Here is a 13,291-nt window from a genome sequence, read left to right on the forward strand (position 1 = left end):
CCCCACGATCATGTCCCGCAACTTGTAGACCTCCAGCGACGTGTCGCCCTAGTCCCGTCCGCGGGCATAGCGCAGCTCGGCCTTGATCATCGTTCCGGCCAGCCGGTCCGTCTGCAACCGGTCGAGGCTTTAGCCGGTGGCGGCTTCCGGCAAACTCAAGAGAAATCAGTGGCGCCTGCGAGCCGGACCGGCTAACGGCCATGGCGCTCGCGCCACCCCGAACGATGAAAGTGGCGGGCGCCTTGGCCGTTCCCCTCCCCGGCCATCCCCCAATAGGGGAGGGAGAAGTGGAGCGCGCTCCCGGCGCGACTTTCACCGTAAGCCTCGACCTCCAGTGGCCGGAACGATGACCAAGGCCCGGTTTCCGCTGCCTCGGCGCCGATCGGCGGGATGCGGCCCTCGTCGATCGTGACGCCGCGGGCGAGGAAGCGGGACTGCGCGTAGGCGTGTTGGTGGATGAACTCCAGGGCCAGCAGACAGGGCTCCCCGGCGTGTCGGTCCAGGGCGAACAGTAGTCGGTTACTGCGGTCCAGGCGCGCCCGGTAGAGATTGTCGCCGACCTTCTTGATCTGCGCCGAGCGGAAATCGCCGGTCCGCAGGTAGCCCGCGAGCTTGTCAAAGCCGGGAATGGCCGCGATATCCAGACCGCGGTAGATCAGAATCTTCATGGCACCCCTGCTGATTGTGGACCCAGGATGGACCTGCATCCCGGCCTTCAAACTCACCATCACCATAAGGTGTGTGCAGAAGCGCCAGACCGGTGGGGCGGTTCTGTGAGGGGGCGATGGGCTCTGTCGCTCCGTCGCGTTTTTGCAACAACGGGCGCCGCCATCCGGCCCAACGCGGTGCCGCAGACAGCGTGTCTTGCGGGCCGCCGCGTGGCGTGCAACGCGCGTTCGTTGCAAATATGTTGCTCAGAGGAAAAAAAGTTGCACTGGCAGATGCGTTGTGGGCTAAAATCGCACTGTCCGGCTGTTCAGTCAGCGAGCCTCGTCCAGGCTCAAGGCACCTTAGCCGTCGTGTCGGGAGGTCGGCGGCGGCTCGCGGCGCTGGCTCGGCCGCTAGGTGTTGCTTTTTACTGACATGGCGAGACCATCAAGCCGCTTTATCGACCGAACTCCCCCAACCAATCGCAACAGGAAACACAAGATGCGCAAAGACCACAAGACCTTCCGCGCCGCTGCCGTGGCCGCCTCGCTGGCGATGGCCGCGGTGCTCGCAGCCCCCGTCAGCGCTGAGGATTCGATCGGCCTGTACTGGAAATCCGCGCCGACCACCACCGCCTGGGTCAACCCCTACGGTGAGTGCTGGCAGGGACAGGACGGCGAAAAGCTGGCTCCGTGCGGCGAAGTCGCCTTTGTCCCCCATGCCCCACTGGTCATGCGCCTGCTGTTTGAAATCAACAGGTACAAGCTCCAGGACATCCGTAACCCCGAAGAACTGCGCAAGCTCGATACCCTGATCGCGGAATTCAAGGCAACCCCGCGTGAAGAGGTGGTCAGCATCGTCGGCCACACCGACAAGCTGGGCAGCCTGCAACTCAACCAGGTGCTGAGTGAAAACCGTGCCGAGACCATCAAGAACTACATGATCGACCATGGTTACCCCGCCGCCGATATCCGCGAGGTAAAGGGCATGGCCTGGGAAGGCGGCAACGACGTCGCCGCCAACGGTGCGGTCATCGACCTGGGTCCCTTGGAGAACAATCCCCTGCGTCGTCGCGTCGTCGTGACCGAGCTCGGCCCCGATCAGCTCAAGCAGTTCAGCCAGTAGTCCGGCCCTGGATCGGCCCCGCGCGGGTGCCGATCCTTCAGCCCCCAGGGAATCCGCCGCCACGGGGCGTTTAGCCGCGCCCCAAACCCAATCGACATCGAACGCGCTGCCGCTGTACCTGCCGGTCCCGGCAATGGGTCGTGTGGCCGGAAGAAATGGATGACACCCATCCAATAGGCCTCATCCCCCCCGACGGAGGCTTAAAGGACGACCGGCCCTCGGGTTTCCCGATGGCCGGTTTTTTATGGGGTTTCGCAGGGTAATAGCATGGTCTGTCCCCGTTCCCAGCAGGCGCCGACGGCATCGTCAGCCGCAGCGGGATGGGGAATCCCTTGGTCGTCGATCTGGGCGACGAAGGTCCGCCACCGGCGCACACCCTGTTGGTCCAACTCCAGGCGTAGCAACCATCCGGTGTTGTTGACGGCCTTGTCGAACCCGTTGAAGACAAAATTGCCCAGGCTGTAGATGATCGGCTTACCGCGATACTGCTCAGTGTCCTGGGTGACGTGAGGGTGGCCGCCGATCACCGCATCGGCCCCGGCATCGATCATCAGGCGCGCCAATTGGCGTTGGCGGGGACTGGCAATGGTGTCGTGTTCCCAGCCCCAGTGCATGATCGGGATCACGAGATCGGCGTGATCGGTGCCGCGGGCGCGGGCGATATCGCGCTCAACCTGCTCATCTTCACTCCAGGCGACCCCCGGTTGATCGGCACCGGCCTCGAAGCTGCGCGGCAGGAATTCGTCGTAGCCGAGGAACGCGATCCGCAGCCCGTTACGCTCGATGATGAGCGGTCGATGTGCCTGCGCCAAATTGATGCCGCCGCCGAACCGGCCGATACCTGCCTGATCCAGGAGGCCCAGCATCTCGGCGAAGGCGCCCGGTCCAAAGTCGCCGGAGTGATTATTGGCCAGGGTCACCGCATCGAAATGCCGTTTGAGCGGCTGCAAGGTGCGCGGGTGGGCGCGGAAGGTATAGGGCTTCCCGGGCTCGGCCTCGCCCTGGGTCGCCACGACACACTCCAGGTTACCGATCCGGATATCGGCGCCGTCCAGCTGCGCGGCAAAGGGCGCGAAGGGGTCCTGGCCGCGCTCGATCGCCGTCCCCGGCGACTCGTCGAGCATGATGTCGCCGACCACGGCCAGCGTAACGGTCGGTGCTGGCGGTGGCACCGCGGCCATGGCGCCAGAGCAGCAGGCGAGGGCGCAACACAGGGCGGCCGCCAGGTGAGGGCAGCGGACTGTCGTCATGGATTGACCTCCAATAGCGCGCACCCATACTGGAACTGCCGCTCGCGCCCGGGTGAATACAGATAATTCCGGCCGGTGAGCGCGTCCCGGGCGGGGTCGGTCTGAATCGTCGGCGCCTGGTACTTGGCCTCGTGCAACAAGAGCATGCGCCGGTCGGTCTCGTAGTAGGTATAGAGATTGATGTATTGCACCCGCTGCGCGTCACCGATCACGACGGCCTTGAAGTGGAAACCGGTGTTGATGTGGATCGCGGGGACGCTGTAGGGGTCGGCCACCGGGGCGAATTCGAGTACCTGGGAGGTCGCGCCCTGCTCGATTTGGCAGCGCAGGCGCGGGGCGGCCGCCGCAGTTGCCGGCATGGCCCAGGCCGCGAGCAGGCTGAGTACCAGGGCTGATTGTGCGACGCGGTGACGGCTCAATTGGCGTGGTGGCATCGGCTTTTTTAGGGGCGGGCGATCAGGCTGAATTGGGAGCCAGCATACCAGCCTCTGTCGTCGCCCGCCGCGTCCCCGGTCGATCGGGCGCTGCGGCGGCACTTTGCCGCGTGTCGGTCCGACTGGGAGATGCAAGCGGCGAGCCTCCTGACCTGCGCCCGCCCCGCGCCCGCGACTCCGCCGGCCGAGTCAAGGCCCTGGTGCGCTATTGCCGCGACTGGGTCAGTAGCGAACACCCCTCGACCGTGCTTGAAGGGCCGCTCGGTCTCTAGGATCGCGCCCCCCCGTCGACCTCCTCCGCCCAGTCGAAAGCGGTCTGGGTGCGCCCCGCGGACCGCCAAGACCCACCTGGCGGACCTGAGTGCCCTGAGCCTGCCGGCGCAACTGTGCCGCTGCCAACCCCAGATGCGCTGAGTTCAAGCCAGCGAGACCACGCTTGAGGAGTGGGCTGATCGCGTGTTGGAGTGCCGGAGCCTGAAGGAGATCTGTGGCGGATCGGCTTGAGTGGGCGGCCCATTGGGTGCAGGGAGCAACGACGCGCCTCTTTATGTCGTACGTCCCCATTACCCTAGTCAAGCCTGGGGGAACCTGATAAGTTTCCATACGAGCGATTACGCCGATTATCATGAGAAAACCCCCGGCTGTGCCGGGGGATCGTTGCTGGGATCTTACGAAATAACCATGATGGGAGGCCATATGCCTACTGATGCACACGTAATGCTTCGTGAGTTTAACGCGTGGCTCAGCGTTGACTTCCATGCGCCCCCCGATTTGATGGCCGCGGCCCAGGATGCCATTGATGGCTGTAAAGGTTGGCCGATGCACACTGAGCAAGAGCGTCGGCGGCGGTTGATTGCCCTAATCAATGGGAAATTGAAGCTGAACAAGGACCCGATGCGGTCATTGCTGGACGGGGCAGCACGGAGCCGTATTTTCCCGAATTACCACGATAAGACCGAAATCTTAGAGTGTCTTGATTTCGGCGACGAGAGACGTTTTCACCACTGGCTCGCACAGTCTGGCTATGAAAACTCGCTTGCGCTACAATTCATTCCAACGACGGCAAGCGAGTCACTGGAGCGATTTCACCAATTACTCCGTACCGGCAGAGTTAACCGGACCGACGCACGATCTTGTGATCTCTCAGAGCGCCAGACGGAAATCTTTCGCTCGCTTTTCGGAAGCTTTATCTTCTATGCCTTTCCCGCGGAGGCAATGCATCGCCATTTTAATCATGACTGCAATGCAATTTATCGGGATAACTATTACCAACACCTGCTTGCATTTCATGCGCAAGCCCTCCACCGTGATTCCGCTCTGGTGTTCTTGCGGGTCACCCAGGAAATGATTGACGGATTAACAAAAATCGATCTACGCGATGCGCTCTGCACGTTCATCTGCGACACCTACGATCGTCTTGCGAATCACTGCGTCTTAGCGGTCCAACTCCCGCCTTTTCGGGATGGGAAGGAGGACGGCCAATGGCGCCTGTTCTCCGACATTGTTCTTTATGCGGAGAAGCACCGCGAAGTCCATTTGAAAACGGGGTATTTCCGACCGCGAGAAATCGAGCGCGCAACGTCGGAACATATCCCCAGCCTGGACACATCGAAAGCGCGGTTCGATCTCGCCAATGAAGGCTATTTCTTCCGGGACTGTTTTATCTTGTTGACTTCCGGCGACATAACCTGCCGATGCGACAATCAGCCTGGGGATATATTACTCCTGTTCGATAAGCACGCGCGTGATGAAACTCTCATTCCGTGCCCAGCATGCCGCTCACGCAATGTTGCAGGTAATTCCTATCCTGCACTCGGCATACGAGGTTGGGAGTGCCGTAATCCGATTTGTCCTGATCGTAGCGCGTTCGACCGGGGTAATCGCTACTCCCTTTCCGCCCTCATCAAGCAGGAGGCGATTAGGTCAGAAGCCGACCAAATCCCAGAATGGAGCCTGCGGCGATGGAAGTTAGACCTGATATCCGATATTGACGATAACGCCGTGCCGGATATGTTGATCAGGCATTACAGTCTACATGGCGATACGGTGATTTTCGTTAACGGCACCTGTCGCACGCAGGAGATGCATGGGCGTCGCATCGTACACGAAATATTCGACCCAACAAAAGCCGTTAAAGGGATGCATGAGAAGTTTCAATCATCCGCTTTATTTGATCGATTTGTTATCGATCGAATGCCGGTGGCGAATTCGGTAGCGGCGCTGGTTCCGCATCGCTCACAGGATGCTTTAGTCTATCATGGCGATTGCTTTGAGGTGCTGTCGCGGCTGCCGGACGCATCGATCGATGGAGCGGTCACGTCACCACCCTACTACAACGCGCGCAGCTATACGACTTGGTCTAATATCTACTGCTACTTGTATGATATGTACAATTCAGCGAGGGCAGTATACCGAACGCTTAAACCAGGGTCTTACTATATCTTCAACATCTTCGATTATTTCGACAATGAAAACGGTATCGTGTTCTCGGCAATGGGCAAGAAACGGATGATTCTTGGGGCTTACATAATTAATTTATTCAGACGAATTGGCTTTGGTCTGGAGGGTAATGTGGCATGGTATAAGGGGAAAGTCGAGGGCAAGCGCAATTACAATCAAGGAAACCGCTCGCCATACTACCAGGCTCCGCTGAATTGTTGGGAGCATTGCCTTATATTCCGCAAGCCTGGTGGCACGTCTTGCGCTTATCAGTTCCCGGTCTTTCTCGACGCCAAGCCGGTCTACAAGATTGTCCGTGGAGAGAATGTGCTCGGCCACACCGCTCCCTTCCCGAATGCAATTCCTGAATTGCTGATTTCCAGGATGCATACTGGAATGTGCGTCCTCGACCCCTTTTCTGGAAGCATGACGACCGGCCGGACGGTGCATCAGCATGGCGTTGCATCGATTTCGATTGAGATCTTGAAAGAATATTGCGAGCTTGGAATCAGATTATTGGAGAAAGAAACCCAGGCGTCGCTACAGAAGGACCTGTTTGCTTAGCTGCCACCATCGGACACGCAAAATTGTCAGGCGCTGAAATCCCGCTCGATCCGCAGCGGCGGTTGGTGACGCGCGTGTCGGGTCTACCCCAAGGTCGACGCAAGGCGCGTCGCGGCCCGGGCGGCGGGGATCCCGCAGTCCGGGCAAAGCGCTGCCTGTCAGGATGGGCGGGGGCGGGGGCGTAACCTCCCTCGTGTTCCCGCGTGGGGGCATCACGGCATTTCTTAAACAGCGCCCACTGAGTGTAAAATGCCGGCGCGCCAGCTCTTGAGCTTGGCGCACCCGTGGCAGCCCTCTGGGATACCCGCCCGTGAATCCCCAAGGGGTTTCCTCCAATATTCACCCTAAATCAAACGGAGACTTCTATGGATTTCATCAGCCTGACCTACATCGCGGCCGGCGCCGCGCTCGGATGGCTTGTCGCAGTCCTGGTGCAGCGCGGTGCGTTCGGTCGAATCATCGACCTCGCCACCGGTGGCCTGGGCGCTTGGTTCGGCGGCTACGTTTTCGGCCAGTTTGGCCTTGCCACGCAGTACCCTGGTTGGCATGGTACGTTGGGCGCCGCCCTTATCGGTGCCGCCGTGCTCTTGTTCGTGCTCGCTTTGATCAGGCGGTCCTGATCCGAGTCCGCGGGGTGGGCCGGCCGGCGACGCGTGCGCCAAGGCCCTCCGCCCCGCGGTTGGCTTGGGCCCGCGCCTGCTCAAGAACCCTGCGATAAACGCGTCTTTGTCGGCAGCACGGGGCAGGCACTGCGCACCGGTCCCGGCGGGCGTGCCGACCTGAGCTTCCTCGCCGTTCTGCTCATCGACAAGTTCCTCTACCACCTGCCGCTGTACCCATCGACACCAACCATCTGGAGCGCGCCCTGCGGCCGATACCCATGGGTCGGCGTTATGTGCAGCTCCGGAGTATGTGCGGTTGCCGGTTCCACGACGATCGTGTCACTTTGATACAACGAGTGTTTTCGTCTGCGGCAGTCGTCCCCTACCGTGAAAGTCGCGTCGGGAGCGCGCTCTACTTTTCCCTCTCCCGCTGAGAGAGGGCGCAGAGGGAACGGCTAAGGCGCCACCAACTTTCACTTTGCGGGGTGGTGCGGGCGCCATGGGCGTTAGCCGCTCCGGCGTGCAGGTGCCACTGATTTATCACGTATATTTTGGGAGTCGCCAGGGCACCTGGGGGTTGGCGTTTCGCACCGACCCTGGGACGCGGGTTGCCGCCTCGCCGATCAGCTCTAGATTGCTTAGGGTGGCATCGTAGGTTAGGCCATCGCTCAAGAATCCGCGCTGGTCCAGGCCGTCGGTGTAAGCGGTGACCTTCTCGGGGAATCCGATCATGTCATCCAGCTAGAAGGCCCATTCGCGTGGACCGCCGCCGGTCTCAGACACGAACCGCCTCCCGCTCGATGTAGGGTCGTAACTCGGGGCGCAGGGCCTTCTCAGTGACCAGATCGACGGGACGGCTGAGCAGGTCTTCGAGGCAGAACTGGACGCCGAAGAAACGCTCCGACGTGGCCGGTCCATCGAAGGCCACCAGGATATCCACGTCGCTATCTTCCCGCGCATCGTCCCGGACCGTGGAGCCGAACAGGGCGAGCGACGTCACACCGAAGCGGCCGGCCAGGAGTCCCTTGTGCTCGGAAAGAAGCTTCAAGGCATTGCTGCGAAGCATTTGTTCCGTCTCCCGGTCACTATGCAGTTCTTGCGATTCGAGCCGCACCGTTCGATGGCCACGCCGGCGGTGCAATCGATCAAATCTCAAGGCGCGGCGGCAGTCTAGTAAGCAAAACCGGAGTCTGGGCTCCGGGGGGGGGCGTCTAGGCGGCATCCGCCCGGCCACTTCGCCCGCTCCCATCCATGCTGGTACCATAGCGCGCAGTCCACCACGGCGAAGGCTGCTCGATCAGCACCCGCGAAACTGCTTGCGTGGCCGTGGCCCGGCGGTGAGCGGCGTGCGTCAAGGCTCGGCCTGACCCCGCACGGGCGCCGAACGCGTGGGCCAGCGCCGCCGACAGGCGTGCCGCCGGTGTCTGAGCATCGCCCCGTTTGGAGAGTACAATGAAGCAACACTCCCGTTGGCTTGCCGCCCTGATCTTCCTGGCTGTCCTGCCGCTGACCCCAGCACCGGCGTCGGCCGACACCCTCCAGGACGTCAAGGCGCGCGGCGTCCTGCGCTGCGGCGTCAATGGCGCCGTTCCCGGCCTCTCCTTCAAAGACGCCCAGGGCAACTGGAGCGGGCTCGACGTCGACTTCTGCCGGGCGGTGGCGGCCGCCGTGCTCGGGCACAAGGATAAGCTGGACTTGGTACCCATCCCCAACAGCGAACGCTTCGATGCGCTGGGCGAGGGACGTGTGGACCTGATGTCAGAGAACGCCACCTGGAACCTGTCCCGGGACCTCGCTAAGGGCATCATCTTCGTCGCGACCCTCTATTACGATGGCCAGGGATTCATGGTCCAGCGTAGCACCAGCACCATGAGTGCCCGGGAACTCTCCGGGAAGCCGATCTGTACCAGCGCCGAGAGCACCTCCCCGGGCGATGCGCGTACCTATTTTGCCCGCAATCGCATGGAGTTCGACCTCAGAGAGTTCGCCGACATCAAGGCGGCGACCAAGGCCTATCTGAGCGGCACCTGCTACGCCCTGACCTCAGACCTGTCCGAGCTCTATGCCATGCGCGCCGGACTGGCCGGCGAAAACGCCCATCGCATCCTGCCGGAGATCATCTCCAAGGAGCCCCTGGCACCGGCCGTACGCCGCGGCGACGATCGCTGGTTCGATATCGTGCGCTGGACGCTCTTTACGCTGATCAACGCCGAGGAGGCCGGGGTCGACTCCACCAACGTCGACGCGGTGCGCGGGCGTGCCCGCGCCGACGATGTGCAAATGCTGCTGGACGTGGACGGGCGCACCGGCAAGTTGCTAGGGCTTGACCCGGGTTGGAGCTACCGCGTCATCAGCCAGGTGGGCAACTATGCCGAGGTCTTCGAGCGTAACCTGGGCACCGGCTCACCCCTGAAGATCGCGCGTGGCTTCAATGCACTGTGGCGCGATGGCGGGATCTTGTATGCCCCGCCGGCGCGCTGACAACCAATACAATACGTGAGTACGTGCGGTCGTGGCAATCCCGGCCGGTATCCCCGTGCTAACGCACTTGCGTACTTCCGTACTATACCCACTTCCGATTCGAGTTCTATCATGCCATTGATCAAGCCCTTCGCCGGTCTGCGTCCCGCCACCGGCCGTGCCGCCGAGGTTGCCGCCCCGCCCTATGACGTGATGAATGCGCAGGAGGCGCGCGCCATGGTGGAGGGCCGCCCCCTGAGCTTCCTGCACATCTCCCGCCCGGAAGTGGACCTGCCGCTGGACACCGACCCCTATGCCGCGGAGGTCTATGCCAAGGCGCGGGAGAATCTGGAGCGGATGATTACGCAGCGGGTGATGGTGCGCGACCCGGCGCCGCACTATTACTGCTATCGCCTGACCATGGGCCGGCACGTACAGACTGGGCTGGTGGCGGCCGCCGCGGTGGCTGCCTATGACGCGGGGCGGATCAAGAAGCACGAGTTTACCCGCCCAGTGAAGGAGGACGACCGGGTGCGCAATATCGATACGCTCAATGCCCAGACCGGCCCCGTGTTCCTGGTCTATCGGGCCACCGCCACCATCGACCAGGTGCTGAGCCGGGTGAGTGCCGCCGCCCCCGAGGTGGACTTCACCGCCCCGGACGGCGTTCGCCATGAGCTCTGGGCCATCGCCGATCGGCCGACCATCGACGCGCTGACCGCCGCCTTTGCGGCCCTGGACTCACTCTACGTGGCCGATGGACATCACCGCTCTGCCGCCGCCTCCCGGGTCGCGGCCGCGCGCCGTGCCGACAACCCCGCCCATACCGGCGATGAGTCCTACAACTTCTTCCTGTCCGTGATCTTCCCCCACGATCAGATGCAGATCCTGCCCTACAACCGTCTGGTGCGTGACCTGCATGGCCATACCCCCAAGACCCTGCTGGAGCGCCTGGCCACGCGCTTCACCATCGAGGCCGTCGCGCAACCGCTCCAGCCGACCGCCCATGGCCAGTTCGGGATGTACCTGGCCGGTCAATGGTACCGGCTGACCCTGAACCCCGAACTCATTCCCGCCGCGGACCCCGTGGCCCGGCTGGATGTCAGCCTGCTCCAGGACAACCTGATCGGCCCCGTGCTCGGCATCCTGGACCCCCGGCGGGATGAGCGCATCGACTTCGTGGGCGGCATCCGCGGCCTTGCTCCCTTGAGCGAGCGGGTGGACTCGGGCGAGATGGCTCTCGCCTTATCGCTGCACCCCACCTCAATGGATGAGTTGATGGCGGTCGCCGACTCGGGTGAGGTGATGCCCCCGAAGTCCACCTGGTTCGAGCCCAAGCTGGCGGACGGATTGGTCAGTCACGTCTTGGATTAGTGCCGCAAAGCGGAACTCCCTATGGTCAAAGCAGTCTATAACCTCCCCGAGGAGTGCAACGAGGACGACGCCGCCATCAGCCACTGGCTGGACAAGCTAGCGCCCAACTACACCCGCGAGGAGCTCGCGCTGATCGCCGGGGCCTGTGCCGCACTCACCCGCTGCCAGGGTGACCGCCGCATCGAGACCGGCGAGACCCATGTGCGCCACGTACTGTCCACCGCGGACATCCTGGCCCAATTGCGCATGGACCACGAGACCGTGATCGCCGCCCTGCTCAACGGCTGCCTCGGCCAGGGCGAGTCGACCGAGGCGCAACTGGCGGACCGTTTCAGCCCCGGTATCGCCCGCATGGTCGGGGATCTCGCGCGCATCCGCCAGATCGCGAGCGTGGAGGCGATCATCGCCGCCAAGGACCAGGAGGAGCACGAGGAAAACCTGCGGCGCCTCCTGCTCGGTATCGCCGAGGATGTGCGGGTGGTGCTGGTGGTGCTCGCGGAGCGCCTGCACCTGATGCGCGCGGTGAAGAATCTGGAACGGAAGCCGCGCGAGCGCATCGCCCGCGACACCCAGCGCATCTATGCCCCGCTGGCCAACCGGCTCGGCATGTGGCAGGTCAAATGGGAACTGGAAGACCTGGCGCTGCGCTATCTGGAGCCCCAGGCCTACCAGCGCATTGCGCGGGCGATCGACGAGCGGCGCGAGGAGCGGCAGCGCTATATCCGGGAGGTGATCGCGACCCTGGAGCGCACCTTTGCGGAGGCCGGGATCGAGGCCCAGGTTACCGGTCGGGTCAAACACATCTACAGCATCTGGCGCAAGATGCAGCGCAAGGGCGTGGACATCACCCAAATCTTCGACCTGCGCGCGGTGCGTGTGCTGGTCGACTCGGTGGCCGACTGCTATGCCGCCTTGGGCCTGGTCCACGGACTCTGGCACCACATCCCCAAGGAGTTCGACGACTATATCGCCAGCCCCAAGGGCAACCTCTACCAGTCACTGCACACGGCGGTCAGCGGTCCCGGCGACAAGCCGCTGGAGATCCAGATCCGGACCCACGGGATGCACAACCATGCCGAGCTGGGTGTGGCGGCGCACTGGGCCTACAAGGAGGCCGGGAAGGGGCCGGACGCCGAGTTCCAGCGCCGCGTCAACTGGATGCGCAACTTCCTGGAGATCAAGAGCGAGGGCGAGGACGCCACCGACATCCTGGAGCGGGGCCGGGCCGAATTCGCGCCCACGCACATCTATGTACTCACCCCCCAGGCCAAGGTCATCGAACTGCCCAAGGGGTCGACCCCGCTCGATTTCGCCTACGAAGTCCACTCCGAGGTCGGCCACCGCTGCCGGGGCGCGCGGGTCAACGGGCGCATCGTCCCCCTGGTCTATCGGCTGAGCAGCGGTGAGACGGTGGAGATCCTCACCCAGAAGAACGCCGCCCCCAGCCGGGACTGGCTGAGCCCGCACCATGGCTATCTCACCACGTCGCACGCCCGTAACCGGGTCAGGCAGTGGTTCAAGCGCCAGGACTACGACCTGCATTGCCAGGCCGGACGCGCCGCCCTGGATCGCGAGTTAGTGCGCCTCGGGATCGCCGAGAAGCCCCAGTTTGACCAACTCGCCCCGCACTTCAACTTCAAGCGCGGGGATGACGTCCTGGCCGCCCTCGGGCGCGGTGACCTGACCGTGGGTGTGGTCGCCCGCCAGGTCGGCGACCCGCGCACCCCCGATGGGCGCCCGGAGGGACGCGGGGAGGTGCCGGAGCAGCGCCCTCGGCCCCCCGCCAAGCCCAAGTCCGGCGCCCGGGATGTCGTGGTGGAGGGCGTCGACGATATGTTGACCCAGATTGCCCACTGCTGCAAACCGGTTCCCTCTGACCCCATCGTTGGCTATGTCACCCGCGGGCGCGGGATCACCGTCCATCGGCGCGACTGCCCCAACGTGCGCCACCTGCCGCTGGAGGAGACCGAGCGGCTACTGCGTGTGCGCTGGGCCGACCAGGGCGTCGACGCCATCTACCCGGTGGACCTGCTGGTCATCGCCGCCGACCGCAAGGGCCTGCTGCGCGACATCACCTCGGTCTTCGCCGACGCGGATATCGACGTGCTCGGGGTCAATTCGCATTCAGAGCGCAGCACCGACACCGCCGCCATGCGCTTTACCGTCGAGGTGCACGACATGGCGCACCTGGAATGGGTACTGGCCAAGCTCGCCCAGACCCCCGATGTGTTGGAGGTCCGGCGGGCCTATTAAAGGAGGAGGGGCGTTCCGCCCCTGCGGCGGCCTTTATCATCGTTCCGGCCAGCCGGTCCGTCTGCAACCGGAGGTCGAGGCTTTAGCCGGTGGCGGTTTCCGGCGAACTCAAGAGAAATCAGTGGTCCCTGCGAGCCGGACC

Annotated in this window: 11 protein-coding genes; 6 read left to right on the top strand and 5 right to left on the bottom strand. The window is 63.2% G+C overall.

Annotation, left to right across the window (positions count from 1 at the left end; all coding sequences use genetic code 11):
• Positions 1-191 precede the first annotated feature (191 nt).
• Positions 192-668 (bottom strand): hypothetical protein, encoded by a 477-nt coding sequence (locus tag QZY44_RS34585; protein ID WP_295458690.1) that lies wholly within the window; start codon positions 666-668, stop codon positions 192-194.
• 481 nt (positions 669-1,149) lie between these two features.
• Between QZY44_RS34585 and QZY44_RS34590 the strand changes: the two genes are divergently transcribed.
• Positions 1,150-1,773 carry an OmpA family protein gene (locus tag QZY44_RS34590; protein ID WP_295458692.1) on the top strand — a complete coding sequence of 208 codons (624 nt, stop codon included), beginning with the start codon at positions 1,150-1,152 and terminating at the stop codon, positions 1,771-1,773.
• A gap of 242 nt (positions 1,774-2,015) precedes the next feature.
• Here QZY44_RS34590 and QZY44_RS34595 read toward each other — a convergent pair whose 3' ends face one another.
• Together QZY44_RS34595 and QZY44_RS34600 are read right to left on the bottom strand one after the other, a co-directional pair.
• The gene (locus QZY44_RS34595) at positions 2,016-3,023 is read right to left on the bottom strand and encodes a CapA family protein (protein ID WP_295458694.1); all 1,008 of its coding nucleotides are present in this window, start codon (positions 3,021-3,023) and stop codon (positions 2,016-2,018) included.
• Entirely contained in the window at positions 3,020-3,457 is a 438-nt protein-coding gene (locus QZY44_RS34600) for a hypothetical protein (RefSeq protein ID WP_295458697.1), read from the bottom strand. Before QZY44_RS34600 ends, QZY44_RS34595 begins: the two co-directional genes overlap by 4 nt.
• A gap of 696 nt (positions 3,458-4,153) precedes the next feature.
• On the opposite strand from QZY44_RS34600, the gene QZY44_RS34605 reads away from it, so the two are divergent.
• Positions 4,154-6,460 (top strand): DNA methyltransferase, encoded by a 2,307-nt coding sequence (locus QZY44_RS34605; protein WP_295458700.1) that lies wholly within the window; start codon positions 4,154-4,156, stop codon positions 6,458-6,460.
• 365 nt (positions 6,461-6,825) lie between these two features.
• Entirely contained in the window at positions 6,826-7,080 is a 255-nt protein-coding gene (locus QZY44_RS34610) for a GlsB/YeaQ/YmgE family stress response membrane protein (protein WP_295458703.1), read from the top strand.
• A 522-nt stretch (positions 7,081-7,602) separates the two neighbouring features.
• Here QZY44_RS34610 and QZY44_RS34615 read toward each other — a convergent pair.
• Together QZY44_RS34615 and QZY44_RS34620 are read right to left on the bottom strand one after the other, a co-directional pair.
• Entirely contained in the window at positions 7,603-7,794 is a 192-nt protein-coding gene (locus QZY44_RS34615; protein ID WP_295458707.1) for a HepT-like ribonuclease domain-containing protein, read from the bottom strand.
• A gap of 43 nt (positions 7,795-7,837) precedes the next feature.
• Positions 7,838-8,128, bottom strand: a complete 291-nt coding sequence (locus QZY44_RS34620; protein ID WP_295458709.1) for a nucleotidyltransferase family protein — start codon at positions 8,126-8,128, stop codon at positions 7,838-7,840.
• Between the two features lie 386 nt (positions 8,129-8,514).
• Between QZY44_RS34620 and QZY44_RS34625 the strand changes: the two genes are divergently transcribed.
• From QZY44_RS34625 to QZY44_RS34635, 3 genes are all read left to right on the top strand, one after another.
• Positions 8,515-9,543, top strand: a complete 1,029-nt coding sequence (locus tag QZY44_RS34625) for an amino acid ABC transporter substrate-binding protein (protein ID WP_295458712.1) — start codon at positions 8,515-8,517, stop codon at positions 9,541-9,543.
• A 111-nt stretch (positions 9,544-9,654) separates the two neighbouring features.
• Entirely contained in the window at positions 9,655-10,896 is a 1,242-nt protein-coding gene (locus tag QZY44_RS34630; protein WP_295458716.1) for a DUF1015 family protein, read from the top strand.
• 21 nt (positions 10,897-10,917) lie between these two features.
• Entirely contained in the window at positions 10,918-13,149 is a 2,232-nt protein-coding gene (locus tag QZY44_RS34635; protein ID WP_295458718.1) for a bifunctional (p)ppGpp synthetase/guanosine-3',5'-bis(diphosphate) 3'-pyrophosphohydrolase, read from the top strand.
• Positions 13,150-13,291: the final 142 nt, after the last annotated feature.

Origin of the sequence: uncultured Thiodictyon sp., from assembly GCA_903837595.1 — a bacterium.
Lineage (GTDB): Bacteria > Pseudomonadota > Gammaproteobacteria > Chromatiales > Chromatiaceae > Thiodictyon.